The organism is Brevibacterium sp. OS20 (genome assembly GCF_056837565.1).
Genome location: NZ_CM166367.1, coordinates 613,799 through 640,497 on the forward strand (window position 1 = coordinate 613,799; position 26,699 = coordinate 640,497).

25 protein-coding genes are annotated in these 26,699 nt (G+C 64.8%); 16 read left to right on the forward strand and 9 right to left on the reverse strand.

The genetic code is table 11. The annotated features are described in order from the left end of the window. The first annotated feature begins 20 nt into the window (after positions 1-20). The 4 genes from ACVZTU_RS02615 to ACVZTU_RS02630 are packed head-to-tail and all read left to right on the forward strand — an operon-like array spanning position 21 to position 4,528. On the forward strand, positions 21-593 hold the full coding sequence (locus ACVZTU_RS02615) for a potassium-transporting ATPase subunit C (protein WP_181272295.1): 573 nt from the start codon (positions 21-23) through the stop codon (positions 591-593). Beyond that, on the forward strand, positions 593-3,385 hold the full coding sequence (locus ACVZTU_RS02620; RefSeq protein ID WP_482401317.1) for a DUF4118 domain-containing protein: 2,793 nt from the start codon (positions 593-595) through the stop codon (positions 3,383-3,385). The genes ACVZTU_RS02615 and ACVZTU_RS02620 overlap by 1 nt, the downstream gene beginning before the upstream one ends. Beyond that, entirely contained in the window at positions 3,382-4,062 is a 681-nt protein-coding gene (locus ACVZTU_RS02625; RefSeq protein ID WP_139470444.1) for a response regulator, read from the forward strand. Before ACVZTU_RS02620 ends, ACVZTU_RS02625 begins: the two co-directional genes overlap by 4 nt. A 10-nt stretch (positions 4,063-4,072) precedes the next feature. Further along, complete coding sequence (locus ACVZTU_RS02630; protein WP_139470443.1) at positions 4,073-4,528, forward strand: NUDIX hydrolase; 456 nt, start codon at positions 4,073-4,075, stop codon at positions 4,526-4,528. 265 nt (positions 4,529-4,793) lie between these two features. Here ACVZTU_RS02630 and ACVZTU_RS02635 read toward each other — a convergent pair whose 3' ends face one another. Genes ACVZTU_RS02635 through ACVZTU_RS02645 form a run of 3 tightly spaced genes read right to left on the reverse strand, consistent with a single transcriptional unit; the run spans position 4,794 to position 7,684 of the window. Next, entirely contained in the window at positions 4,794-5,462 is a 669-nt protein-coding gene (locus tag ACVZTU_RS02635) for a response regulator (RefSeq protein WP_139470442.1), read from the reverse strand. Continuing rightward, complete coding sequence (locus tag ACVZTU_RS02640; RefSeq protein ID WP_139470441.1) at positions 5,459-6,691, reverse strand: sensor histidine kinase; 1,233 nt, start codon at positions 6,689-6,691, stop codon at positions 5,459-5,461. Before ACVZTU_RS02640 ends, ACVZTU_RS02635 begins: the two co-directional genes overlap by 4 nt. Before the next feature lie 51 nt (positions 6,692-6,742). Then, positions 6,743-7,684, reverse strand: a complete 942-nt coding sequence (locus ACVZTU_RS02645) for a CPBP family intramembrane glutamic endopeptidase (protein ID WP_139470440.1) — start codon at positions 7,682-7,684, stop codon at positions 6,743-6,745. Positions 7,685-7,812: 128 nt separating this feature from the next. On the opposite strand from ACVZTU_RS02645, the gene ACVZTU_RS02650 reads away from it, so the two are divergent. Further along, the gene (locus ACVZTU_RS02650; RefSeq protein ID WP_180345704.1) at positions 7,813-8,370 is read left to right on the forward strand and encodes a dihydroxy-acid dehydratase domain-containing protein; all 558 of its coding nucleotides are present in this window, start codon (positions 7,813-7,815) and stop codon (positions 8,368-8,370) included. A 36-nt stretch (positions 8,371-8,406) separates the two neighbouring features. Here ACVZTU_RS02650 and ACVZTU_RS02655 read toward each other — a convergent pair whose 3' ends face one another. Continuing rightward, complete coding sequence (locus ACVZTU_RS02655) at positions 8,407-9,144, reverse strand: MerR family transcriptional regulator (protein ID WP_139470438.1); 738 nt, start codon at positions 9,142-9,144, stop codon at positions 8,407-8,409. Between the two features lie 141 nt (positions 9,145-9,285). On the opposite strand from ACVZTU_RS02655, the gene ACVZTU_RS02660 reads away from it, so the two are divergent. From ACVZTU_RS02660 to ACVZTU_RS02690, 7 genes are all read left to right on the forward strand, one after another. After that, positions 9,286-10,323, forward strand: a complete 1,038-nt coding sequence (locus tag ACVZTU_RS02660) for a hypothetical protein (protein ID WP_139470437.1) — start codon at positions 9,286-9,288, stop codon at positions 10,321-10,323. Positions 10,324-10,426: 103 nt separating this feature from the next. Beyond that, on the forward strand, positions 10,427-11,065 hold the full coding sequence (locus tag ACVZTU_RS02665; RefSeq protein ID WP_139470436.1) for a TetR/AcrR family transcriptional regulator: 639 nt from the start codon (positions 10,427-10,429) through the stop codon (positions 11,063-11,065). Beyond that, positions 11,062-11,898 (forward strand): NAD(P)H-dependent oxidoreductase, encoded by an 837-nt coding sequence (locus tag ACVZTU_RS02670; protein ID WP_139470435.1) that lies wholly within the window; start codon positions 11,062-11,064, stop codon positions 11,896-11,898. Before ACVZTU_RS02665 ends, ACVZTU_RS02670 begins: the two co-directional genes overlap by 4 nt. A 245-nt stretch (positions 11,899-12,143) precedes the next feature. Next, positions 12,144-13,544 carry a hemolysin family protein gene (locus ACVZTU_RS02675; RefSeq protein ID WP_139470434.1) on the forward strand — a complete coding sequence of 467 codons (1,401 nt, stop codon included), beginning with the start codon at positions 12,144-12,146 and terminating at the stop codon, positions 13,542-13,544. Continuing rightward, complete coding sequence (locus ACVZTU_RS02680; protein WP_482401318.1) at positions 13,541-14,563, forward strand: CNNM domain-containing protein; 1,023 nt, start codon at positions 13,541-13,543, stop codon at positions 14,561-14,563. The genes ACVZTU_RS02675 and ACVZTU_RS02680 overlap by 4 nt, the downstream gene beginning before the upstream one ends. A 254-nt stretch (positions 14,564-14,817) precedes the next feature. Continuing rightward, positions 14,818-15,225 carry a helix-turn-helix domain-containing protein gene (locus tag ACVZTU_RS02685; RefSeq protein ID WP_482400705.1) on the forward strand — a complete coding sequence of 136 codons (408 nt, stop codon included), beginning with the start codon at positions 14,818-14,820 and terminating at the stop codon, positions 15,223-15,225. 8 nt (positions 15,226-15,233) lie between these two features. After that, positions 15,234-16,100 (forward strand): IS3 family transposase, encoded by an 867-nt coding sequence (locus ACVZTU_RS02690; protein ID WP_482401739.1) that lies wholly within the window; start codon positions 15,234-15,236, stop codon positions 16,098-16,100. 56 nt (positions 16,101-16,156) lie between these two features. Here ACVZTU_RS02690 and ACVZTU_RS02695 read toward each other — a convergent pair whose 3' ends face one another. After that, positions 16,157-17,632: an MFS transporter gene (locus tag ACVZTU_RS02695; protein ID WP_482401319.1), complete on the reverse strand. Its 1,476-nt coding sequence runs from the start codon at positions 17,630-17,632 to the stop codon at positions 16,157-16,159. Positions 17,633-17,831: 199 nt separating this feature from the next. On the opposite strand from ACVZTU_RS02695, the gene ACVZTU_RS02700 reads away from it, so the two are divergent. The 3 genes from ACVZTU_RS02700 to dld all read left to right on the forward strand — a co-directional run bounded on the left by ACVZTU_RS02700 (position 17,832) and on the right by dld (position 21,714). After that, positions 17,832-18,503, forward strand: coding sequence for a GntR family transcriptional regulator (locus tag ACVZTU_RS02700; protein ID WP_482401320.1), 672 nt, complete (start codon positions 17,832-17,834; stop codon positions 18,501-18,503). A gap of 8 nt (positions 18,504-18,511) precedes the next feature. Then, positions 18,512-19,870, forward strand: a complete 1,359-nt coding sequence (locus ACVZTU_RS02705; protein WP_482401321.1) for an MFS transporter — start codon at positions 18,512-18,514, stop codon at positions 19,868-19,870. 137 nt (positions 19,871-20,007) lie between these two features. Further along, positions 20,008-21,714, forward strand: coding sequence for a D-lactate dehydrogenase (gene dld, locus ACVZTU_RS02710; RefSeq protein ID WP_482401322.1), 1,707 nt, complete (start codon positions 20,008-20,010; stop codon positions 21,712-21,714). Here the strand turns inward: dld and ACVZTU_RS02715 are convergent. The 4 genes from ACVZTU_RS02715 to ACVZTU_RS02730 all read right to left on the reverse strand — a co-directional run bounded on the left by ACVZTU_RS02715 (position 21,668) and on the right by ACVZTU_RS02730 (position 25,212). Then, positions 21,668-22,516 (reverse strand): dienelactone hydrolase family protein, encoded by an 849-nt coding sequence (locus tag ACVZTU_RS02715; RefSeq protein ID WP_482401323.1) that lies wholly within the window; start codon positions 22,514-22,516, stop codon positions 21,668-21,670. The two genes, dld and ACVZTU_RS02715, sit on opposite strands and share 47 nt — an antisense overlap. Positions 22,517-22,790: 274 nt before the next feature. Then, positions 22,791-23,366: a hypothetical protein gene (locus ACVZTU_RS02720; protein ID WP_181272305.1), complete on the reverse strand. Its 576-nt coding sequence runs from the start codon at positions 23,364-23,366 to the stop codon at positions 22,791-22,793. After that, the gene (locus ACVZTU_RS02725) at positions 23,363-23,575 is read right to left on the reverse strand and encodes a helix-turn-helix transcriptional regulator (protein WP_181272306.1); all 213 of its coding nucleotides are present in this window, start codon (positions 23,573-23,575) and stop codon (positions 23,363-23,365) included. Before ACVZTU_RS02725 ends, ACVZTU_RS02720 begins: the two co-directional genes overlap by 4 nt. Before the next feature lie 395 nt (positions 23,576-23,970). Next, a complete protein-coding gene (locus ACVZTU_RS02730; RefSeq protein WP_482401324.1) occupies positions 23,971-25,212 on the reverse strand; it encodes an MFS transporter in 1,242 nt (413 codons plus the stop codon). A 323-nt stretch (positions 25,213-25,535) separates the two neighbouring features. Between ACVZTU_RS02730 and ACVZTU_RS02735 the strand changes: the two genes are divergently transcribed. Beyond that, positions 25,536-26,576, forward strand: coding sequence for an LCP family protein (locus tag ACVZTU_RS02735; protein ID WP_139906821.1), 1,041 nt, complete (start codon positions 25,536-25,538; stop codon positions 26,574-26,576). Positions 26,577-26,699: the final 123 nt, after the last annotated feature.

Sequence of the window (26,699 nt, forward strand, 5' to 3'; positions counted from 1 at the left end):
ACTCTGAAAGGACCCTCATCATGCTCCCCATCTTCGGCCGACAGCTCCTCACCGGGGCACGGATGCTTCTGGTGCTCACCCTCGTCGTCGGCCTCGCGTACCCGCTGGCGATGGTCGCGATCGGTCGTCTCATGCCCGCCCAAGACGCGTCGATTCGCAACAGTGCCGGCGAGGTCGTCGGCAACGCCCGCCTCGCCCAGCCCGTGAGCGGGGACGAATGGTTCTTTCCTCGGCCTTCGGCCGGTGACTATGACGGACTCGCCTCGGGGGCGTCGAACCTCGCGGCGAACAGTCCCGAACTGCTCAAACAGATCGCCGACCGTCGCTTCCAGATCGCTGAGCGAGAGCACGTCGACCCGGCGAGCATTCCTGCGGATGCGCTGAGCGCGTCCGCGTCCGGTCTCGATCCGGACATCAGCCCTGAGTATGCTCGACTCCAGATCCCTCGCGTCGCGCGGGAGACGGGACTGAGCAGGAAGGACGTGACCGCGATGGTTCAGGCGAACACGCAGGATCCGCTGTTCGGCTTCATCGGTGAGCCTCAGGTCAACGTCGTCACTCTCAACAACGACCTCGCGAACGGCGGGCGCTGATGGACTCACCTCGGCGGGGCACGCTCACGGTCTTCCTCGGCTACGCGCCCGGGGTGGGCAAGACCGTCGCGATGCTCGAGGCTGCGGCGACTGCGGCAGACAACGGCCGCGACGTCGTCATCGGCATCGTCGAGGACCACGGACGTGCCTTCACCCGGTCCCTGGCCGAGGGATTCGAGACCATCGCCCGGCGCCCGGCCGACTACCGCGGTCGGACGTTTCACGAACTCGACACCGAGGCGGTGCTCACCCGGGCGCCCGAACTCGTCATCATCGACGAACTCGCGCATACGAATGTGCCGAGCGATGATTCGGTCGGTGGCGACGGCACGGAGACCTACCTCGGCGGCGGAACCACGCCCACCCCGACCCGCACCAAACGTTGGGAGGACGTCGAGGCGATCCTCGCCGCCGGCATCGACGTGTTCACGACGGTGAACATCCAGCACCTCGAATCCCTCGGCGACGTCGTCGGTGCGATCATCGGCCGCAACCAGGCCGAACGCGTCCCCGACCCCTTCCTCCGCGCCGCCGACGAAGTCGAACTCATCGACATCAGCCCCGCCGCACTGCGCACCCGACTGGTCGACGGGCGGATCTATGCAGCGGAGAAGGTCGCTGCCGCGATGTCGAACTACTTCCGGCTCGGCAACCTCACCGCGCTGCGCGAACTCGCCCTCCTGTGGCTGGCCGACCGGGTGGACGAAGGCCTCGAGAAGTACCGCGACGAAAAGGGTATCCGCGCCACCTGGGCCGCCCGCGACCGGATCCTCGTCGCCGTCACCGGCGGCCCGGAATCGACGACGCTCATCCGCCGCGGACTGCGCATCGCCGGCCGAGTGGCCGGGCGCGAACTCCACGTCGTCCACGTCATCGAACCCGACGGCACCCGCCGCTCCGGTGCCCCGCACCTGCTGTCGGCCCGCGAACTCGCCGAGGCGAACCACGCCGTATGGCACACCGTGGTCGGTGGCGATGTCGCCAAGGCCCTCATCGAGTTCGCCCGCACCCTCAATGCCTCACAGATCGTCCTCGGGGTCTCGCGCACCCCGTGGTACCGGCGCATGTTCGGCCCCGGCGTGGCCAACCGCGTCATCAGCGCCGCCGCTGACATCGACGTGCACATGGTCACCCACGCCCAGGCCGCCCGATTCTGGCGGCCGGATCGAGAACGCACCCGAGACAATCCCCTCTCGCGTCTTCGTCGCATCCTCGGCTGGATCATCGGTGCGCTCGCCCCGCTCGTGCTCACCGGCCTGTTCGTCGCGCTCGGCCCCGGGTCGACCTCGCTGGGCATGAACTTCCTCGCCTACATCACCGTCGTCGTGCTCGTCGCCCTCATCGGCGGGTTGTGGCCGGCGGTGATGACGGCCGTGTTCGGAGCCGGACTCATCAACTTCTTCTTCACCCATCCGGTGAATTCGTTGTCGGTGAGGCAGATTGAGAACATCCTCGCGCTCGTCATCTTCGTCGCGGTCGCCGTGGCCGTGGCCACCGTCGTCGACCAAGCCGCCCGCCGCTCGAGGCAGGCTCAGGCGGCCGAACACGAGGCGGGAGTGCTCAGTGAGCTCGCCGGATCGATGATCGCCGAGGGTGACAGCCCCGAGGCGATGGTCGCGGGCATCCGCACGAGCTTCGCCCTCGACGGGGTCACCCTCTTCGTCCGCGGGAACGGGGCGGGCGGCGAAGACCGCACCGACGCTGTCGGTCGTGCCGGTGACGGCGACCGGGCGGGCAATACGAACCGCGCGGGCGGCGGGGACGTGGCGGCCGCCTCGGCGGGGGAACCGATCAGGTCACGGGCCGAGGCGAGCGAGGTCATCGACCTCGACGAGGACACCTCACTGGCGCTGAAAGGGCGGCCGCTCAGTGCCGGAGAACAGCGGATCCTCGACGCTTATGCCGGCAGGCTGCTGCGGGTGCTCACGGAATCGGCCCTGCAGCGCAGCCGCACCGAGGCCAGGGAACTCTCGGCCGGCAACGCCGTGCGCACCGCCCTGCTCACCGCGGTCTCCCACGACCTGCGCACGCCGCTGGGCGCGATCACCACGGCGACCTCGACGCTGCTGCTCGACGAGATCGAGCTCTCGGATGCCGACCAGCGGCTCATGCTCGAGACCATCGAGCACGGAGCCCAGCGCCTCGAGAAGCTCATCGACAACCTCCTCGACATGAGCCGGATCCAGTCCGGGGCGGTGACGATCGCGACGGCACCGGTGCTCGTGGCCGATGTCGTCGCCTCGGCGCTGGATGAACTCGACGGGGATTCGGCGGGGATCGCGACCGGCGATGACGGGGGCCCGGCGGGGACCGCGGCCGGCGATGACGGGGACTCGGCGGGGATCGCGGCCGGCGATGACGGTCGCTCTTCACAGCCGAAGATCACCGTCGATGTCGACCCCGAGACGTGGATCGACGTCGATGCGGGGCTCGTCGAACGCGTGCTCGTCAACATCATCGAGAACTCCGTGAAGTACGGCGAGGGCGCACCGATCACGATCGATGCCTCCACCGGCGCCGAGGCGGTCCACCTCCGCGTCGCAGACTCCGGTCCCGGAGTGGCCGAGGAGGCACTCGAGTCCGTCTTCACCCCGTTCACCAGGCTCGATGAGTCCAACACGAAGGGTCTCGGGCTGGGGATGGCGGTCGCGTTGGGTCTGTGCCGGGCGATGGACATCGAGCTGAGCGCCGAGCCGACCCCGGGCGGCGGATTCACCGCGGTGCTGACGATTCCGCGCCGAGGTGGGGCGCCGGCAGCACCCGAGGAGACGAGGAAGGGCGACGCGTTGTGAAGCACGTGCTCATCGTCGAAGACGACACCGACATCGCCCGCGCCGTGAGTGTGGGGCTGCGGGGCAAGGGCCATGAGGTGACGATCACCGGCAGCGGGCGGCAGATGAATGAGGCGCTCGCCGAGGCGACCGTCGATGTCATCCTCCTCGACCTCGGACTGCCCGACGTCGACGGCATCGAACTCATCTCGCAGGTGCGCAAGTGGAGCCAGGTGCCCATCGTCGTCATCTCGGCCCGCCATGACGCGCGTGGCAAGATCGCCGCCCTCGACGCCGGGGCCGATGACTATGTGACGAAGCCGTTCTCCCTCGGCGAGGTCCTCGCCCGCCTGCGCGCGATCGAGCGGCGCTCGGGTACGGCGGCCGATTCGAGTGTTGTGCGCACCGGTGATGGGCGGGTCGTCATCGACCTTGCCGCTCATGTCCTTCAGGTCGAAGGTGCCGAGGTGCATCTCACGCCGATCGAATGGAACATGCTCGGCGTCTTCGCCAAGCATCGGGGTGCGCTCGTCGATGCGACGACCCTGCTCACCGAGGTGTGGGGCCCTGAGTATGCCGGGGAGCGCGGCTACCTGCGGGTCTATATGTCCCAGCTGCGGCAGAAACTCGAGGCCGACCCTGCCCGACCGCAGTACCTGCACACGCAGATGGGCATGGGCTACCGCTTCACCCCGTAGTGTGGGCGACATGCCCAACCCCACACGAGTCGCCGTCCGCATCGTCCTGCTCGATTCCGATTCTCGCGTCCTGCTCTTCGAAGGGCGCGACCTCGCCGATGCTCAGGACAGCATCCGCTTCTGGTTCACCGCCGGCGGTGGCAGCGAAGCCAGCGAAACCCTGCAGGAGACCGCGGAACGCGAGCTGGAAGAGGAGACAGGTCTGTCCGGCATCGATCTGGTCGGCCCGTTCCATCGTCGTGAATTCGACTTCCTCAACCACGGAGAACCTCAGCACCAGGTCGAGCATTTCTTCGCCGCACGGACGGATGTGACGGATCTGAGCGACTCGAACTGGACCGCGCTCGAGCGAACGGCCATGACCACATGGCGCTGGTGGAGCGCCGACGATCTCGAGGACGCACCGATCCGGTACTTCCCGGAGAACCTGTCGGAGCTGATCAGGGAAGCGGCCGACTTGGTCTAGACTGAATCGCCCCGGGAACAATGGAGACAGTGAAGCCACGGAAAGGACTTCCCTGTCATGCTCCAAAAGAAATACCCGCTCGAGCTTCGTGAACGAGCCGCTTCCTGTGTTGCGTGAGTGGTTTCTAGACAGCTCCACTCTCGCAACCGGAGGCCTTCACCCATACACAGATCAACTGCGATTCACGCAACAACTTCATGGCCAGCAACACCTAGTCCCATCTCGGACCCACTTTCCTCTGCGGTCTCAGTCTGCGTCCGAGACGCTAGGCGTCCTGCACGGTGACGAGGTGATTCTGGTACGCCCAGACGACGGCCTGGAGGCGGGAACGAACTCCCAGCTTCGGCAGCATCCGAGCGAGATGAGATTTGACCGTTGCCACCTCGATCACCAGTTGGTCCGCGATCTCACTGTTAGTCATTCCCTGCGCCAATAACATGAGAATCTCACGTTCACGGGTCGTGACGGCCGAAAGGGCGCGAGAGGCAACGACAGGCTGCAGTTGGCGGCGCTGGGTGTATTCGCTGACGATCCTCCGCGTCAGTTTCCGATCGATTGTCCCGTAGCCCTCCGCTACACTGCGCAGAGCGCTGAGGATCTCCTCGGGTTCGGAGTCCTTGAGAAGAAATCCGGAGACGCCGACCTCGAGAGCACGGAAGACATAGTCGTCGATGTCGAATGTCGTGAGTATGAGGACGGGGATCGGGTCATCGAGCTGCGGTGCCGATATTCGAGCCGCGACCTCGATGCCGTCCAGACCCGGCATTCGGATATCGAGGCAGGCGACATCTGGACGCAGTTCGAGGGCAAGGTCGAGTGCTTGGTCGCCGTCGGCAGCCGTTCCCACGACCTCGATGTCATCTTCGGCCCCGAGTAGTGCGGCCAGCCCGCCGCGGGCGAGCGGTTGGTCATCGGCGATCAGTGTGCGGATCATCGGTTTCCTCTGTCAGGATCGAAGGGGATTCTCATGTGTGTGACCCACCCATTGTCGTCGGTGGGGCCGAAATCGAGTGAACCCCCGACCAGCGCCGCGCGTTCGCTCATGCCGAGGATCCCGAGGCCGCTGCCCCCGGCGCCGGAATCGTGCCTCTGCGTCGGTGATGTGTTGCGGACGGTGAGATGAAGGGCATCGGAATCGCCGGCATCGACGATGACTGTGGAGTCGGCACCCGGCGCATGTCGCCCGACGTTGGTCAGGGATTCCTGAACCATGCGATATCCGGCCAGCTGCGCGAGCGGACTCAAGAGTCGTCCGGGATCGCGTTCGCCGTCGGGAAGGACGGTGAGGTCGACACGCCTCCCATTCCGGTTGGCGGTGTCGACGAGGCGTTCGATGCTGGCCAAGGTCTTGATCTGCTGATCGTCATCCTCACGCAGCAGTCCAACGAGTTGGCGCAGATCGTGGAGGACCGCGCGGCTCTGCTGTCGGATTTCGAGCGCACCGTCCTTTGCCGCCTCGGGATGACTCTCGCACTGCCGGGCAATGCTCGCGGCCATCAGTGAGATCCCCGAGAGATGATGTGCCGCAATGTCGTGGAGTTCACGTGCCATTGTCGATCGCTCGTGGGCGATGGCCTCGCTGATCTGTGCCTCTCGCTCTCGGGCGAGCGCGTTCAGCATCTCACGCTGGGCCGAGGTGGCCGCTCGATGGGAGGAGAGGACACAGGCGGGGAGGAGGGGGCCGATCACGACCACCAGTGCCTGAGCAAGAGCGGTGACCACCGTCTGAAGGACCTCGTCGTCACCGAGTCCAAGACGGTTGATCAGCTGTCCCAGAGCGACGCACGTGACGACGGCGATCGACCAGCGGATCGTTCGAGTGAGTGTGAAGTGCAGACCGGCGAGGAATACGGAGGCCGTGACCGGAATGATCGTGACAGTGAACGCAGAATTCGGTGCGAGCGCTGCCAGTGCCAGGGGGAGTGCAGAGACGATGAGCATGGAGCGAAACGGCCAGCGGTCCCTCCCCGCAAGCGCGCCGGCTTGGAGGAGGAGCGTTGCTGCGGTGAGGAGCCATGATGACGTTGTCATCGGTTCATCGAGCATTGTCGGGTCATGGGCGAAGAGTCCGGCGGTGATCGCCAGAAACGCCAGAGCCGCGCAACCAGTCGCCAACGGCACGGTCGGGTTCGCTCGCACTGTGGAGATGCTGTCTCTGGGCATGGCAGCCTCAATCGCGATCGTGCTGTCGGGCGCCGCCGTGCTCAGCGAACATCATCTGAGGTCCTGACCAGGGGCGTTTTCTACAGGATGGTATCCCAGTCGGCCTTTTGTTGTCACGACGATGAGTATGGCGGCGACAGTGGAGCCCATCGCCATGGCGGTCCACATCAGATCGCCGTCGCCTTCGAGAGTGGGGAAGATCTCCGACCACATGACAGAAGCGAAGTTGTTGGCGCTTACGTGCATGAGCATGGACAGCGGGAGGCTCTCTCCGGTGCGATTGAATACCCACGACATGACGATATTGAAGGAGCAGCAGAAGACGGAGAAGGCCGCAAGGCGGACCCACGAGGCATCAGGGTAGCCGCCCCATTCGGTGAGGAAGAGGGGCAGGTGCCACACGGTCCAGAGGGGACCGAGGATGAAGGCGGACTTAAGTGGGGAGTGGACCTTTTGAAGTCGGTGAAGGGCGAAATCGCGCCAACCCGGTTCTTCGGCGAGGCCGGTGGTGATGAACTGGAAGGCGAGCATGGGCAGGTAGGCAGCCAGGACGGCGACCGACGGTGCGATGATGTTTCCGGCTGAGAATGCCAAGCCTGTCAGCACCATGCCTGCCGGAACTGCCAGCACGGCGATGAGGTACCAGATAGGAGCGGCCCTCCATCGAAGCAGGCGCCCCATCCAGGCCTTCAGCCCCTGACGTCCGTCAATGACGGCAGTGAGCAGGAAAGCGGATCCGATCGGGCCGATGTAGGCTCCGGGCAGCACGCCCAGCAGTTGGCTGGTTCCCAAGATCTCCGGGAACCGGAAGCCCCATGCTCCCACACCGTTGAGCGACAGGATGTACGGGGTCCAGGTCACCCAACTGAGCAGATTGGCGAGAACGAAGAAACTCGTCAAGGGACGTTGCCGAAACAGGTTGACGAGTTTTCGGCGAGAGGGTGTCGTGTGGAGTTGTTGGGCGCCGGTGTGTGCGCTGTGCTGTGTTGTCATGATCCCAAATTAGTGACCGCGACGTGTCAGCCTCTAGGCCAGGAAGGGTGGACTCGTGCTCTGCATACTTTAGGTGCAAACCAACGGTGTCACGATTGATTCGTGGCCGGTCGGGCGAAGTGGCGGGCGTGACCAAATCCGTCGCCTATGACCACTTCGGGGACAGGTCTGGAGTCTTCTTCGAGTTGTATCGGGCTTTCGAACACTGGCGGCACGAGACCCTCGACGCGGCACTCGACGATGTGGCGCCCGTGCGCGCGGACGTCGCGGCCGTCGCTGCTGCGGCATATATCGACTGCCACGTGGTTGAGGGGCGAGAACTCTCCGACGTCATTCACGCCCTGTCCGCTTCGTCAGAGCTCGACAGCATCCTCCGCCGAACGGTGGACGAATACCTCGCCAGGTGCCGTGAGGTGCTGGCACCTTTCGGAGGCGATCTGGGTGTGGGCGGCCTGACTGCGATCGTCGGCGCCGGCGACATCATCGCCATCGGCATCCCGAATAGGTCGATCAGTCTCGAGGTCTCGGACGAGGAGCTCACGCGGCGGCGGGACCGTCTCGAGGCGCACGGCACCTATCGTCCCCGGCAACGCGAGCGCAGCGTCTCGACCGCGCTGCGCGCCTACGCCGCGTTCGAACAGTCCGCGGACAGGGGCGCGGTGCGGAAGGTGCCCGAGGTGGTGTGAGGGGGCGGGCGAGGAGACCCAAGGCTTCGACCTTGCCTACCCGTGGTCTGCAGGATGCTCGCGCAGGATTGACCCTGTGCGCGCGAGGACTTCGAGCTGGGTCGAGTTGTAGAGCTCAGCGAGCGCGACATGAAACGCCTGCCGGCCGAAGCTCCGGCCCCGCTTGGAGGCGAATCGGGGCGCGCTGAGCTCAGGGATATCGGCTTGCAGATGGCGAACCGCAGCGGCGAGTCGCTCGGGCAGATGGCGGACGTCCGCGAGATCCATCTCCTCTGTCAGCTGGCCGAACTCCTGGAGAGCTGCATGATCCGCTGTCTTCGTGCGCACCTGATTCCAGGCTGCCATTGATTCTTCTGAGACGAGTCGTGACGCCACTGTCAGGAAGTCTTCGTCGGCTGATGACAGCGGCTCGGAGGAGTCGCTGTCCTTGTTCGTGAGCGCCGAGAGTTCTTGGGCGATCTGGGCGTTGATGGTCTGCAGGCGTCTGATCGCGGATGAGGTCTCGTCGGCCAATTCGCGCAGCTTGTCAACATAGGCGTCGGCGTCGCCGAGTCCGCCTCCGGCGAGGTCCATCTCGCGGATCTCCGAAAGTGGAGCGCCGAGATCGACGAGGCGTCTGATCCGCAGCAGCAGCGTCAGATGCGCGACCCCGTAGGACTTGTAGCCGTTCGCTCCTCGGGGCGGCACAGGCAACAAGCCGATGTCGTGGTAATGCCGAACTGTTCTCAGCGTCGTCCCTGCCAGATCAGCGAGTTCCTGCGTGCTCCAACTCATCTGCCCACTCTTTTCGAAGAACGGCCTTGACTATGCCGTTACGGCCGACTTTAGCATCTCAATGATCGCTGCCGGCAGGATTCGAGCGCAAGACCACAGCTGCTCGTGACTGCCCGGAGAATGAGGAAGAGGAGACGGTCAATGTTTAAGGGAATTGCCTCGGCACCCCGCCGTGAGGACAGAAAGGCAGACTCGCCAGCGCGTAGACGCCTGCTGCTGTGGTGGCTGCATGGCGCCGTGAGGTTCGTGCTTGCCGCGCTGCTGATCTACAACGGCGTGATCAAACTCGGGCTCGGACAGTTCGGGGCACCGGACATCGGAGAATCTCTCATCACCTTGGGCGAGATGAGCCCGATGGGACTGCTGTCGCGCATGGTCGGATTCTCTCCGCTGTTTCAGGTGCTTGCCGGAGTCGCCGAGGTAGGTGCGGCCGCGGCGCTGATCTGGCGGCGCACCGCTCTGTTCGGGGGACTGGTGACCTTTGCATCGATGTCGTTCATCTTCGTGCTCAACCTCGGCTACGACATGCCGGGCAAACAGCTCTCCATTTTCATGCTGGTGCTGGCCCTCATCGTCATCGCCCCTTGGGGGCTGAGGACGGTGTCTGCGATCGTCGGCTCCGGTGGTCTCCAGGCGCCGCGTCGCCCTCGTCTCTTCCGCGGGGAGAGAGCGAACAAGATGGCAGGAATCGTCGCACCGATCGCCGGTTGGCTCGTCCTGCTTCTGTTCAGCGCGGCGATTGTCGCAACGCAACCGACGCATTCGACCGATTCTTCCGCACCGGCGGGAGTCTGGACGATCGAGACATCGGACTCGCAAGAGGAAGGCGCCGACGACCAGAGGTGGCAGACGATCGCGCTGGGTGATCGACTCACCGATGGGCGTGCCAAGGTCCAGGTCCGACAGGCGGACGGCACTCTGCTCACGGGAACCTATGCACGCCACTACGACACGCTCGACCTCGAGCTCAAACCCTTGCGGCAGCCGGGACAGACAGCGGTGGCGTATGCGAACGAACCGGCTCTGAGGCAGTCGGTGACCTATACCCTGAGCGGGTCGAGTCGGATGGCGATCGCCGGTGACCAGACCGCCTCGGCGCGCTTGGACCATGATGCCGCGGTGCTCTACGAGCGCGGCTTCAGCTGGGGGATGCGCTCGGACGACCCGTTCGAACGGTGATGAGCGCGGTGACGACCTCGGACTCTCGGTGCCGCCAAGAAGCGAACTGACAAACCTAAGCTACTTGGAGTAACCTACTAATAGTAGATTAGAGGTGGAGGGCATGGCAGCAGAGCGAGCCGCGCCAGAACGGAAGCGGCTGAACAGGGAAAACCGTCATGAGCAGCTGCTTGATGTCGCACGGGAGATGATCCGGTCCCAGGGGACTGAGAGCTTCACTCTGGCGCGTCTGGCTGAGGCGGCCGGAGTCACCAAGCCCGTGGCCTATGACCACTTCGGTGACAGATCGAGGGTCTTCGTCGAGCTGTACCTGGCCTTCGAGAAGCGTCGCCTGGAGACTCTCGATGAGGCTCTGGACGATGTATCGCCGACGCTCTCGGACGTCGCGGAGGTCGTTGCCGCTGCCTATATCGACTGCTACGTCATCGAAGGGCGGGAGCTGTCAGACGTGATCGCGGCACTGTCCGGTTCGCCCGAGCTGGACGCCATCCGACGGCGGACGGTGGAGGAGTACCTCATCAGGTGCCGTGAGGCGCTGACCCCCTTTGCGGGCACCCTCGGCGAGGCTTCGCTGTGGGCGATCGTCGGTGCTGGCGATGGTCTTGGCCGAGCAGTGACCGAACGACAGATCCGAGCCGCCGACGCCTGCCGGGTTCTCACGCGAGTCGTGACGGCTGTGGCGGCGCCGACCGCAGGTATTGAACAAGAGACCGCAGACATCGACAAGGAGAAGGACACATGACGATCAACCATCCACCGGTGCCGGGCAGCGCACTGTGGGTCCACGCGCACCCGAGACCAGATTCATTGAACGGTCAGCTCTTCACCGAGGGCGTGCGTGCCCTCGGCGAACAGTACCGAGTCGCGACCTCGGACCTGTATTCCCAGGACTTCGACCCGCGACTCTCACACCGAGACCTCGGCGGGAGCAGCCTGTCGGGGAGTGACGGGTCAGGAAACAGTCGATCAGGAAGCACCGTCGAGCTCAACGCCGAGGCCTTCAGCGCCGGTTCGCTGCCGCCCGATGTCACCGCTGAGCAAGAGAAGCTGGCCGCGGCGGAATTGCTGGTCGTCCAGTTTCCGCTGTGGTGGTACGGGCCACCGGCGATCCTCAAGGGATGGTTGGACCGAGTTCTGACAGCAGGTTTCGCGTTCGGCGATCTCGACCCCCGCCTCGGTGTTCCGCGTCGGTACGGCGACGGCGGACTCTCAGGGCGTCGTGCCCTGGTAGTCGTGACTGCCGGCGAAGACGAGCGGTCGATCGGGCATCGCGGCATCAGCGGAGACGTCGAATCCCTGCTGTTTCCTCTCACCCACGGGGCACTGTGGTACGTCGGAATCGACACGTTCGACCTGCACGTCATCCACGACGCCGACGTCCTCAGCCCGGAGCGGGTTCAGGAGGAGAAGGACCGGCTGACCGGTCGACTTCGCGCGCTCGATTCGGAGCAGACAAAGCCGTACCGACGGCTCAGTGACGGCGAGTACGCGGGCACGCGTGCCCTGAAGGACACCATCCTCCCCGGTCGGACCGATCTGGCCATCCATCGTCGAGATGAGGCCGCGACTGCGTGAGCTGAAATGGAGGGCGCGCGGCAGGTCCGGGCCCTGCCGCCGCCGTCCACAGCCTCTTGCCAGCTGATGCCTGGATAATTGATTCCAGCCGCCCACTTGATCACTTTCGGAAGGACCATGGACGACTATCGAAGTCCCGGCTGGGACATCACTTTCAGCACCTCTGACCAACTTCATATTGCGCGCACAGACGCTTCGCACGCCCATATCGATCGGGCACAGCGCACGCGAACAGGTGGTCGCCGTTGACCTGGCTGCTCTCGCTCCTCATCGGGCTCCTCGTCGTCCTCCTCATCACCGTGGCCACCGGCTACTTCGTGGCGCAGGAATTCGCGTACATGGCCGTCGACCGATCTCGTCTGGCCGCACGTTCGGCCTCCGGTGATCGAGCCGCGGACCGGGCCCTGTCCATCACCCGCCGCACCTCCTTCATGCTCTCCGGCGCGCAGCTGGGCATCACCGTCACAGGACTGCTCGTCGGCTACGTCGCCGAACCGCTCATCGGCACCGCCGTCGGTGAGGCACTGGGAGGCACCCCGATCCCTGCCGGCACAGGCGTGCTCATCGGCACCGTCCTCGCCCTGCTCGTCTCGACGCTCATCCAGATGCTCTTCGGCGAACTGTTCCCGAAGAACCTGGCCATCGCCCGCCCCGAGGCGCTCGCCACGTGGCTCGCCCGTTCGACCTCGATCTATCTCGCCGTCTTCGGCTGGCTCATCACGATCTTCGACAAAGCCTCGAACGCCCTGCTGCGCGTCCTCGGCATCGAACCGGTCCACGACGTCGACCACTCCGCCACCCGGCGCGACCTCAAGCACATCGTCGCCGAATCCCGGGAGGGCGGCGAGATCGTCGACGACGATTCGCTCATCCTCGACCGCATCCTCGACTTCCCGCAGCAGAGCGTCGCCCACGCCACAGTGCCGCGCTCCCGCGTCGACGTCATCGACATCGACACGCCCCTGGACGAGGTGCGCGAACTGATGAGCCGCGGCCACTCCCGCTACCCCGTGCTCGACGCCGATGATCAGGTGATCGGTACGATCGACCTCCTCGACGTCCTCGCCGAGGCGGGGTCGGGCACCACCGAAAACGTCGCCGCGGCGGCACCGGGCACCACCGACACCGTCACCGCGACCGGGGTCCGTTCCCTCCTGCGCGACCCGGTCTTCGTTCCGGAATCCCTCCCGTTGCCGGACGCGGTGGCCACGCTCCTCGAACGGCGGGAGCAGATGGCCTGCGTCGTCGACGAATACGGCGGCTTCGCCGGAATCGTGACGATGGAGGACCTCGGCGAGGAACTCGTCGGCGACATCGCCGACGAACACGACCACATCGTCGAAGAACTCATCGAGACCGGCGACGGCACCTGGACGGCGCCCGGGATCATCCCCCTCGACGAGGTGGCCCGCGTCCTCCAACGAGAACTGCCGACCACCTCGGCTCAGACCTTGTCGGGACTCGTCATCGAACACCTCCGCGGATTCCCCGAGGTGGGCGACCGGGTCTCGATCGAACTGCCGATCGACCCCGCCGACCTCGGCGGAGACGACACCCCGGAGACCGAGCGCCTCGTCATCCACGTCATCGAGGTGGCCACGCATGTGCCCGCGCGGCTGCGGATCGGAATCGAGGTGGCACGATGAGCAATCCCTGGGTCATCGCCGCGATCACGATCGCCATCATCGGCCTCAGCGCGTTCTTCGTCGCCGTCGAATTCGCGCTCATCGCCGCCAAACGGCACCGTCTCGAAGACGCGGCCGCGGACAGCCGATCGGCCCGAGCCGCCCTGCGCAGCTCGACCGAACTGTCGGTGCTGCTGGCGGGGTCGCAGCTGGGCATCACGGCCTGCACCCTGGCGCTCGGGGCGATCACGAAACCGGCCGTCCATCACTGGATCACCCCGGTCGCCGAGGCGCTGGGCCTGCCGCTGTGGATCGCCGACATCGTCGGCTTCGTCCTCGCCCTCATCATCGTCACCTTCCTTCACCTCGTCGTCGGCGAGATGGCGCCGAAGTCGTGGGCGGTGGCGCATCCGGAACGCTCGGCGATCATGCTCGCATTGCCGATGCGGGCGTTCATGTTCCTCACTCGCCCGCTGCTGCATGTGCTCAACAACGCTGCGAACGCGTGCCTCCGCCTGGTCAAGGTCGAACCCGTCGACGAGGTCGATCAGGCGCACACGCCCGAGGACCTGAGGCAGCTGCTGCAGCATTCGGCGCAGGCGGGAACCTTGGAGAAGGAGTCCTCGGAGGCTCTGCTCGGAGCCCTCGACCTCACCCGGCTCACACTTGACGAGCTCGTGGCCGGTCGCCCGGAGCCGACAGCCGTCGGTCCGGCAGCGACTGCAGGGGAGGTGCGCGAGGCGTCGCGCCACGACCGTCACCGTCGCATCCTCGTGCGCACCGAGGCTGGCGGCCCGCTGAGTCATGTGGTGCATGTCAGGGATGTCCTCGGACTCGCCGAGGATGCTCCCATCATCGAGGCGGCCCGACCCGTCACCGTCGTGGACGGATCGATGACCGTGGTGCGGGCGTTCGAGGCGATGCGGGAGGACAGCGTGCAGCTGGCCTTGGTGGAGAGGGCCGACGGCAGCCACGCGGTCGCCACCGTCACCGACGTACTCACCCACCTGCTGACCACCGGCCAAGTGCCCTCCCGATAATTACTACCTGACGGCGGCCCAGCAACCTCGCGTGGAGTGGTCCCCGAAAGTTGGACTGTGATCAACACAAACCAACTTGAAGGGACCACTCCATGCGTCAGGACTGTCTGATCACGAACGATCAAGCTCATGCCGCGATCGAACTCTTTAGCCAAGGCCTGGGTTACGCCGCGACAGCGACCAAGCTCGACGTCCATAAACCCACGCTCAAACTCCTCCACGACCGATGGTTAGTGCGTGGAACAATATCGGTCATGGAACCGTATCAACGCCGCCGCATCCCCAAAGAGACGAAGATCGCGACCGCGAAACGGTACCTAAACGGCGAACACAAAGTCGAACTCGCCAAGGAACTCGGTCTAGCCTCGTCACGTCCCATCCTGGACTGGGCCAAGGAGTACCGGAACAAAGGCGAGGACGCCTTCACCCCCCGCAAAGCATCGGGTAAGGGGAAGACAGCTCGGATGCGGGCGATGGACAACGGGCAGGACCCGGATGCTGAACAGGTCCCGGCGAAGCCGGACGTGTTGACGAAGAAGGCTCGTGTCGAGGACATCAGCCTGGCCGAGTACCGCCAGTTACAAGACCGACTGCTGCGGGCCGAAGCGGAGAACGCGTACTTAAAAAAACTGAAGGCCTTGAGGCAGAACGGGCAGCTGTAAAAGCACGCATTGTTGCCAGTCTCAAGGCGAACTACCCCCTGCCCGTGTTGCTGCAAATTGCGGGTTTGGCCCGGTCGACGTTCTTCTATCACCAGAAACGCTTCGGTCAGAAGCCTGACCCGTATGTGCAGGTGAGAGGCCGGATCCGGGAGATCTTCACCGGCAGTCGCGAATGCTATGGACACCGCAAGATTTGGGCAGTCTTGGTCAAAGAAGGCATCACGATCGCGAAGAAGACTGTGCTGCGGTTGATGCAGGACATGGGCATCAAGACCAAGGTGCGCAGGAAGCGGTACAACTCCCACCGCGGCACGATCGGCCGCGTTGCCGGTAACGTCCTCAACCGGGAATTCACCGCAGATGAACCGAATGAGAAATGGGTTTCTGACGTCACGGAATTTCCTGTGGCGGATCAGAAACTGTACCTGTCGCCGATCATTGATCTCTTCGATACCAGTGTGGTGTCGTACTCGATGTCGATGTCACCAAACACGGCATTGACGAACGAGTCACTGACGAATGCGTGTCAGGGGCTGCGGCCGGGACAGAAACCGTTGGTGCACACGGACCAGGGGTTTCAGTACCAGCACGTGTCGTGGGCGGCGATCCTGGCCAAACACGGTGCCACACCGTCGATGTCGCGGAAGGGAAACTGCTGGGATAACGCGATGGCGGAGAATTTCTTCGGGCAGTTGAAGTCCGAGATGTTCTATCTGCAGAAATTCGACTCGATCGAGGACCTGAAGAAAGCGATCGATGAGTACATTCATTGGTATAACTTTGAGAGGATCTCGATGCGACTAGGCGGCCTTGCCCCGATGGAATATCGGACCAAGACCGCCACAGCCGAACAGCCGGCAACTGCTTCATGCTGACCCCACAGCAGTCCAACTATTGGGGACCACTCCAGCGCGAGGTTGCTGGGCCGCCGTCAGGTAGTAATTGGGGTCAGGCGCTGGCGCGGGCGGTGCGCACCGAACGGTTGGCGAGGAATGCCAAGATGATGCCGATCACCGAGGTGGCCACGACGAGTCCGACAGCACCGTGGAAGCCCAGCAGCAGGGAAGTCCGCCTCACCGCGACCGGCCGCGGCCCCCGCACCGCTGAGGGCGCCATAGATGCCGGCTGCCAGAGAGGTGCCGACGCAGCCGGCGATCTGGAAGCTCGTCGAGACCACGGTGACGCCGTGCGGGCTCGTCTCACGATCAAGGCTGGACAGCGCAAAGGTCTGGGCCGGGCCGATGACGAACGCCGTGGCCAGCACCGCCGGAATGTACAGCAGCGCGAAGACGAGTACGGAATCAAACCCGGCGGCGACTCCGACGAGAGTGACGAAGACAGCCATGACGAGGAAACCGAGCGGGATCGACCAGCGTCCGCCGTGTCGGTCGAAGAGTCGCCCGGCCACCGGGCCGAGAACCACGGTGAGCAGAATGCCCGGGGCCAACGCCAGAGAGGCGCCCATCGGAGCCAGGTCTTTCGCCGATTGCAGGAACAGGGGAATGACGACGTTCATGGCGAAGACGAACACGAGTCCGAGCATCGTCATGACCACGCCGAGGACGAAGGGGCGGCTGGCGAAAGGACGCAGATCGAGCAGCGGGTGCTCAATGCGACGCTGCCGGGCGATGAAACCCCAAAGCGCAAGCAGACCGGCAACTCCGGCACTGCCGGCGACGAGCGCCGAACCGCCGAAGGCTGCGGTGACTCCGTAGAGGATGCCAACAAGGGCGACCGCGACCAGCAGGAAAGACAGAGCGTCGAACCTCGGGCGCCCGAGCTCGGCGACAGTGCGCAGGAAGACCCCGCCGGCCAGAAGGACGACGAGGCAGAGTGCGCCGAAGACCCACATCAGAGTCGTCCACGGGGCGATGGTCAGCAGCATCCCCGAGGCGACGATGGCCAGCGACGGCCCGAGAGTCGTCATCGCGGCCATGATGCCCATGTTCATCCCAAGCTTCTCCCGCGGGGAGGCGGCCAGAGTGATATTCATGCCGATCGGGGTGAGCAGTCCGGTGCCGATGGCCTGGAGGAGACGGCCGATGAGGAGGACCGCAAAGCTCGGGGCCAGGGCACCGACGACGGACCCTAAGACCATGATCGCGGTGACGGACACGAACAGCGCCCGGGTCGGGATCCGGTGGTAGAGGACGTTGGCGATCGGCACGAAGATCGCCGCGACGAGGAGGTAGGCCGTGGTCAGCCACTGCACGGTGGCGACATCGACGCCGAGGTCGGCCATGATCGGTGTGAACGCGACGTTGAGGAAGGTCTCGTTGAAGGTGGCGAGGAAAGCCGCGGCCGCAGCGACGGCGATCATCCACCCGGTGCCGCAGGGCTTCGACGAGGCGGCTTGGCCGACGGACCCTTCGGCAGATCGCGGGCGGGCATTGACGGATGAGGTCATGAAGTCTCCTGACGTTCGGCGGTTGAATGCTCGATCGTGCCGTGTCAGAAGTTCCCTGTGACGTGGGTCTTCGCGTGTCGTTTCGTCGATGCGGTGCTGGTGGCCGGAAAGGGCCGTCAATGAATGTAGCAGTTTTCAGCTGTTTACATAAGCGAGATCAGATGCATGCATCAATGTATGCATCTGTTATCGTGGGCTCGTGAATGATTTGCTGACTCTGCCCTGGCAGCGCATCGACGACTCCGCTCCGATCGCCGTTCGGATGGCCGCGGCGACCGCCCGGGAGATCATCGAAGGCCGACATGAACCCGGCGAACTCCTCATCGAGACCGACCTCGCCGCTGCGCACAACGCCAGTCGCACCCCCGCCCGGGAGGCGATGCTCCAGCTCGAGCGTTGGCGCCTCGTCCGCCTCGTCCCCAAGAAGGGCGCGCTCGTGACCACCGTGACGGGCAAGGAGCGCCGCGACCTGCTCGCCGTGCGCTCGATGTTCGAGATCGACGCCGTGGAGACACTGGCCGACGGCGGCGACCTCACCGCTCTGGCCGCCGATCTGCGCACCCTGCTCGGCGAGCAGAGGAAGGCCCTTGACGCGGGCGATCCGCTCGGCTTCGCCAGCGCCGACTATGCCTTCCACGCCCGCCTCATCCGCAGCGGCGACAACGCCATCGTCACCGAGATGCTCACGACCATGGGCCCGCGCCTGGCCCGCCTGACCTTCCAGGTCGCCATCGACGCGCCGCACACCCTCGACACGCTCCTGACCGAGCACGAAACGCTCACCGACCGCGCCGAGGCGGGCGACGCAGAAGGCTTCGCCCGCCTCGGCCGCGACCACATCGAAGGCTCCCACTTCCCGCAGTCCCGCTGAGGAGGACCATGACCGCTTACCTCTCGACCTCCACGACCGATACCGCCGCCGAGGCAGTGCCCACCGGGAATAGGAATACCCACACCGAGGCGGCCCCCGCCACGGACATCGAAACGCCGGTTCCGAACCCGGCCCGGTCCCGCCTCGGCGAGGTGGCTCCCGATCGTGGGCCGGAACGGCCACGGCGGGCACGGGCGTGGCTGATGGTGGCCCCGGCGTTGTTCCTGCTCGCATGGGGCGGCAATCATTTCACCCCGCTCGTGCACATGTATGAGGAGGACGGCGGATACGCCATCTGGCAGGCGAACCTGCTGCTGGGGATGTACGTGGGCGGACTCATTCCGGGATTGTTGGTCGCCTCGGCGCTGTCGGATCGGCACGGACGCAAACCGGTCCTCATCGCCGGATCGCTCGCCGCGATCGCCGGCAGCCTCGGCCTCGGGCTCGGTTTCGATCTGTTCTGGCTGCTCTGCCTGGGCCGGGTGCTCGCGGGAATCGGCGTCGGGGTGGCGATGTCGGTGGGCACGAGCTGGATCAAGGAGCTCTCGGCACCGCCGTTCGATCACCAGGCCGGAATCACCGCCGGTGCCCGGCGTCCTTCACTGACGCTGACCTTGGGGTTTGCCATGGGCGCGGCGGTCACCGGATGCCTGGCCCAATGGGGACCGGTGCCCGAAGTCGTGCCCTACGCCGTGCACGGAGTGCTCAACCTCGCCGCCCTGATCCTGGTGATCTTCGCGCCGGAATCGATGCCTCGCGACCACCGGGCAGCAGGCCATTGGTGGCACGGTCTGCGTGTTCCGCTCGTCGCACATCGGACGATCCTGCGACTGATCGTGCCGGCTGCGCCCTGGGTGTTCGGTGCCGCCGGGGTCGCCTATGCCGTGATGCCGGCGACCGTGCAGGGCGAGCTGGGGGAGTGGACGACGCTGTACGCCACGGTGCTCACCGTCGTCACGCTCGGAGCCGGTGCGCTGGTGCAGAACATCGTGCCGTGGATCAACCGGCTGACCGGCGGGCGGGCGCTCGTCGTCGGACTCGGGCTGATGACCGTGGGGATGGGGCTCGGGGCGGTGGCCGCACTTCTGGCGGACCCGATCCTTGCGTTCATCGTGGCGATCGTGCTCGGTGTCGCTTACGGCATCTGTGTGGTCTCCGGGCTCATCATCGTCCAGGCCATCGCCTCACCGCAGGAGTTCGCCGGCATCACCGGCGTCTACTATTCGCTGGCGTACTCCGGGTTCCTACTGCCCACGGTGCTCGCCGCCCTGCTGCCCGTGCTGTCGTACACGGTGTCTCTGGCCGCCGTGGCCGTCATCTGCCTGGCCTGCCTCACAGCAGTCGCCATATCCACCAAACACCCCTAATTGCTACCCGACGGCGGCCCAGCAACCTGGCGCCAGGTATCTGGGCCGCCGTCGGGTAGTTCTAAAAGGGGGTGCGGGGTGCGAACCGAGACACCTGCCATGAGAACAACCGTCGCCTACCGATAGGGATCGACTATATGCCCGGCAAGACACGTCACCAGTCCCCAGCCGTCAACGCGTTCATCGACATCATGGGGCCGCGCCACGTCCTCACCTCCGCGCGGGCGACCGCACCGTACGCCAAGGGCAACCGCTTCGGCGGCGGCAATGTGCTGGCCGTGCTGCGACCCGGCAGCCTCGTCGACATGTGGCGGGCCCTGCAGGTCTGCGTCGACAACGACCTCATCGTCATACCGCAGTCGGCCAACACCGGCCTGACCGGCGGCTCCGGTCCCGGCGCGCAGGACTACGACCGTCCGATCGTCATCATCTCGACCCTGCGGATCAACGAGATCTATCTCATCAACGACGCCCGCGAGGCGATCTGCCTGGCCGGGTCCACACTGTACGAACTCGACGAGGCGCTCGCCCCGTTCCACCGCGAACCCCACTCGGTCATCGGCTCGTCCTCGATCGGCGCCTCCGTCATCGGCGGCATCGCCAACAACTCCGGCGGCTCCCAGATCCGCAAAGGTCCGGCGTTCACGAAACACGCGATCTTCGCCCGCGTCAACGAGGCGGGGCGACTCGAACTGGTCAACCACCTCGGCGTGGAGCTCGGCGACGACCCCGCCCACATCCTCGACAAACTCCAGCGCGGAGATTGGGACCCCGCCGGGGTCACGCCCGCCCCGGAGGACACGACGGAGACCGAATACGGCGAGCAGGTCCGCAGGATCGTCGACTCACCGGCTCGATTCAATTCGAACTCCGACTACCTGTACGAGGCCTCCGGTTCGGCCGGAAAACTCATGGTCTTCGCCGTGCGCACCCGTACCTTCCCGAAGGAAGAGGGAGCGACCACGTTCTACGTCGGCACGAATTCCCCGGCCGAACTCGAAGATCTGCGACGGGCGATACTGACCTCGGAGATGCCGCTGCCGATCTCGGGCGAATACATGGGCCGACCCTCGTTCGACCTCGCCGAGAAGTACGGCAAAGACACGTTCGTCTCGGTCAAGCACGCCGGCAGCCGCGAGCAGATCAAGCTGTTCGCGCTGAAGAACTGGGCCAACGGCGTGTTCGCGAAGCTGCCGTTCTTCGGCGAGACCGTCGCCGACACGATCGCGCAGAACGCGTTCGGCCTGCTCCCGCAGCAGCTGCCCAAGCGGATGCTCGAGTATCGCGACCGCTTCGAGCATCATCTTCTCCTCGTCGTCAGCGCCGAGGAGAAGAATCGGATGGGTGCGTTCCTCGATGACTTCTTCGCCGAGGCGGCCCACCAGGGTGACTATTTCGTGTGCAGTGCCGATGAGGCTCAGTCCGCGATGCTGCATCGTTTCGGTGCCGCGAGTGCGGCGACCCGGTACTTCAACCTCAACCGTGAGGACTCCTCGGACATGATCACCTTCGACGTGGCCCTGCGCCGCGATGATGAGGACTGGCTCGAGGTGCTGCCCGACGAGATCGCCGACCAGCTGCACATCAGCTCCTACTACGGACACTTCTTCTGCCACGTCTTCCACCAGGACCACGTGGCGAAGAAAGGCGTCGACACAGTGGCGCTGAAGCAGCAGATGACGGAGCTGCTCGAGGCCCGCGGTGCGGCCGTGCCCGCCGAGCACAACTACGGCCGGCTCTACCCTGTGCCGCCGGAGATGGAAGCGCACTTCAAGAACCTCGACCCGCACAACGTCTTCAACGCTGGAGTCGGCGAGACGTCGGCGAAAAAGGACTGGGCCTGACGCGGCGGGGCCGATGGAGTATCTCCTCGTCCCCAGGGCCCCCGCCGCAGCGGTCAGCTCGTTTCAGGTGGCGGGCGAAGAACCGGGCGGCATCCTCGCCGGCGAATTCCGGGACTCCTGTGTGTCCGCCCATATTGGCGTAGAGCGTCTTCTCGGTTGAAGCGAAAGCATCGAAGAGTTCGAGGGCGGCCGCACGGTCGTTGCCTTCGTCATCCCACTGCAGGAGGACGTGCAGCGGAATGGTCACGCGCCGGGCTTCTTCCATGGTCGACTGGGGAATGAAGCTGCCGGCGAAGAGCCCGGCTGCCGCGATCCTGGAATCGATCGCAGCCAGCCGGACAGCGATCGCAATCACTCCGCCGGAGAAGCCGACACGGTCGGCAAGACCGGGAAGGCGCAGGAGTTCGTCGAGCAGCGACTGCCATTCGGGAACTGCCTGCTCGACGAGCGGCAAGATGAGCTCGTCGATGACATCAGCGGAGGGTGATTCGTCGGCGAGGATCGCAGAACGCAGCCGATTGCGTGCCTGATCCATGCCGGGGAGGCGTGGACGCTCACCCGAACCGGGCATCTCGAGGCAAGCGGATGCGAACCCGAGTGCCGCGGCGCTGCGGGCGCGTGCCATCAGTCGCGGGTACATCCGCTCCATGCCGATGCCGCCGGGCTGACCCATGAGAATGATCGGAACCGGCTCGGTTTCAGATGCGGAGGACGGAGTCCAAAGAATGCCCGGAGTATCGCCGAGGCGGAATTGACGTTCGACGAAATCCCCGTCGAAGTGCTGTTCGGAGGTGAAATGCATGGTCGTGCCTTTCGGGAGTGCGATGAATGATCGGCGCTCCCGGACGACCTACCGTCCGACCGTGACTCCATAGGGGAGCACCTTCGAAACTGCGTTCACTGGTACCACCTCCTCGGTCTCTTTCACGGAGTCTCAAGCGTATCAGTGGCAACTAGGTGGTATGTCGCACCGCAGACAGCAAAAACACCCCGCTGCAGCGGGGTGTTTTTGCGCCGAGGGTGATTGATGCTTGAGCGCCGAGCCTCTAGCACCAAACCTCAACAGTCGAGCGGAATCAGTCCTCGTCTTCGATCTCAGCGGCGGCGGCCGCCTCGGCGCGGGCCTGCTTGATTTTTCGTACCCGGGAGATCGTCATGATGGTCAGCGCGACGATGAAGCCGAACGCAGCGCCGATCGCGATGGAATAGGTGCTGGAGGGAGCACCTGGCATCGTTTGATTGCCCATTCCGACATCGATGAGCGGGTAGCCGTTGCTTATATGAAAGACGATTGCACCGACCCAAACGATGGCGAACAGGGCGCCGACGATATTGCCGACGATCAGCCGCCTCGGCGAGACGCGAGCCATCGACATGGAGAAGTCCACATTCTCACGCTGGCAGTATGCAGAGATGACGATGCTGGTCACCATGGAGCCGAAGACGATGAGCACACTCCACATTCCCGCGCCGAAGACGGCAAAGATGAGTGCAAGCGCGAAGAACACGTAGGTGGAGACGACGGCCCCCAAGGTATATGCCCGCAGAATGACGTCGCGTTCGCGTTCGTCTCCCATCGAGGGGTCGTCGAAGCCGGCGATTCTGTCGGCAAAGGCGTTGGGGCGGTTCTTGTTGCCGCTGATGTTGTTCATGACGATTCCTCCTGAAGTGAGAAGATCTCTTCGACTGTCGTGTCCAAGGCTCGGGCGATGCGCAGCGCCAGATAGACGCTGGGGGCGTAGGCGCCGCGTTCGGTCGCGATGATCGTCTGCCGCGACACCCCGGTGAGCTGGGCCAACTGTGCCTGCGTCAGTCCCGCAGCCTTGCGAACCTGCTTGAGGTCCGAGGTCTGAACTTCCATACCGTTCCTTGATGTCAACTTCTCTTTACATCAATAAGTAAAGCATGTTTGACATCTAGATGTCGATGATCTTTGACATCGCCGAGGCGGCCCCGCCGTTCCGTGTTCCCGTGGACTCGCGATCGGGCCACCACGGCCGGGCTGAGCCAGCGGGCCGTCGCCGCCTCCGTACATCACCTCCCGCAAACGCGAAAACACCCCGCCGCAACGGGGTGTTTTCTCGCTATGGGTGATAGATGCGCACCGGCCGGTGCGAAAAGAGACTCACGCGAGGGCGTGACACTGACGACGACGGATGCTCGCCGAGGCGGTCGCCGGCAGGCGGCACTGCCGCCCACTGCACGTGACACCAGCGCGCGAGACAGCGATCGCGCAAGCGCTCGCCTCAGCGCGCTTTACGCCTCCACAACTCGCTCGCGCCGCCGGTCCTTCTCCAGCCGCGCTTCGTGACTCGACCGCGAAGGGTTCAAAAGCTTCAGCAGCGACAGTGCGATGATCGCTCCCAGCACTGCGCAGCCGGCGGGCAGCAGCATCGCGGTCTTTGCATCGAAGGCGTCGATGATGTTGCCGGCGACGGCCGATCCGAAGGCGACGCCGAAGCCCAGCGAGGTGCCCAACCAGGCGAATGCCTCGGTGAGCCTGCGCGGGGGAGCGAGCTGCTCGATGACGGAGTTCGCGCCGATGAGGCTCGGTGCGATCGCGGATCCGACGACGATGAGGATGATGCCGTAGGTGATCATCGAGTTGGCCAGCAGCATCAGGCATGCGCCCACGGCCAGAGCGGACACGGCCACGCCGAAGCGGTGATGGACGGCGGCCTGCCAGTTGCGGGCCCCGTACAGCGCGCCGGAGATGAGCGATCCCAGCGCCAGGCACGACAGCAGCACACCGGCAGAGGACTTCACGCCGAGTTCGTCGGCGAAGGCGACGGCGATGACGTCGATGGCACCGAAGTTTACGCCGAGGAAAATGTTGACGATGATGATCGCGAAGATGCCCGGATTCGAGAACACGTGGCCCTTCGCCTCGGTGGTCCGCTCCACCGGTGGGGGTTCGGTCGACTTCTGGATGTAGAGCAGCAGCGAGCCGACGCCGACGGTGATCATCGAGAGGATGATTCCGGCCGGCGGCCACACGGCGGTGGCGAGCACCGTGGCCAGAACCGGCCCGGAGACGAACATCAGCTCATCGGCGACCGATTCCCAGGAGAACGCGGTCTGCAGCTTCTTCGGGGTGTCGACGATATGCGACCAGCGCGAACGCACGAGCGAACCGACGGAGCCGACGGTGGCGCCGCCGATGCCGGCGAAGACGAAGACGAATCCCGTCCACCATTCCTCGTACACGGAGACGATGAGCAGCGCCAACGCGATGAGGTGGGTGATGACGATGGGCACCATGACCTTCGCCTGGCCGAGACGGTCGACGAGGCGAGCGATCCCGGGGCCCGCAAGCGCCTGGACGATCATGTAGACGGCGGAGACGATGCCCGCCATGCCGTACGACCCGGTCACGCCCTGGATGAAGAGGACGATTCCCAGCCCCAGCACTGCGATGGGCATTCGGGCGACGAGACCGGCCAAGGAGAACTTGAGAGCACCGGGAAGCGACAGAATTTCCCGATAGTTATTGAACACCAGGAAAGTCTACCGAGCGCTCTCAGCGACAGCCAGACGAATTGTGCGTTATTACTGGTGAGTCCCCTCACCTCGGCGCCGGAAGTCATGCACGGGTAACGAACCGGTATCAGTCCCGGTCCACCCGGTCGAAACCGGGGATCACTGCGTCTGACAAGGCAGAACACCTCGCCGAGGCGGCCCTGCCCTCCCGTTCGCCTCCGCAGTGCGGTACGGGGTGAGTCGCGTGGCTGAGAAATGGGTCACCTCGGTCGCTATACAATGAGCGGGATTGCCCAATGACCCCGGCGCCCGGCGCCGACCGCTCAAACCCCGGAGTGCCGATGACGGACAACACCACCTTCGACGATCTCTTCGACCACCAGAACGAGGAACAGCAGCGCCCGCGCAAGAAGAAGCGCGTCTGGCGCAAGGTACTCGTCGCACTGCTGATCATCGTCATCCTCGGCGTGCTCGGCATCGGGCTCTACGTCTGGAGCGTCGGCCGGTCGTTCGACAAAAACGCGAACCAGCTCAGCGATGAGCAGGTCTTCGGCAAGTCCGGCGGCGGCAAGGACGGCGACGGCACGAACATCCTGCTGCTGGGCTCGGACGAGTCGATGAAAGATGTCGACGTCAACGATTCGCGCGGCCTGCGTTCGGACACGATCATGGTCATGCACCTGCCCGAGGACGGCGGCAACGTCCAGATCATGTCGATCCCGCGCGACACCTACGTCGATATCGAGGGCCACGGAAAGTCGAAGATCAACGCGGCACTGTCCTACGGCGGTCTGCCGCTGGCCGTGTCGACGGTCTCGGACTTCATCGGCACCGAACTCGATCACGTGGCGATCATCGACTTCGAGGGATTCAAGGCACTGACCGACAGCCTCGGCGGGGTGACCGTGAACTCCGAGCAGGCGTTCGAGAAGAACGGCCACTCGTTCACCAAGGGTGAGAACGTCCTCAACGGTGACGAAGCGCTGACCTTCGTACGCGAGCGCAAGCAGTTCCAAGACGGCGACTTCCAGCGTGCGCGCAATCAGCAGGCGTTCATCCGCGGGCTGACGAACGAGATGATCTCGGCCGATACCCTGTCGAACCCGAAGAAGATCCAGGACATGGTCAAGAACTTCGCGCCGTACATGTACGTCGACTCGGGCATGGACGCGAAGTACATCTCCTCAACCGCGTTCAACATGCGCGACGCCCGCCCCGGTGACATCGAGTTCTTCACCGCGCCCGTTGCCGGCGTCGGCACCTCCCCGGACGGTCAGTCGATCGTCAACGTCGACGAGGATGAGCTGAAGAAGGTCCGCGACGCGTTCAAGAACGACACCGTGGCCGACTACGTACAGAACGCCCCAGAGGCCCACCTCTAAAACCTCGCCGAGGCGGCTCACCTTAGCCGCAGACGCCGTGGCCCAGCGTCGCTGAGTCCACGCGCCGAGCCCCGCTCCAGGATTTTTCTGGAGCGGGGCTCGATGGATCGGCGTTCAGATGGC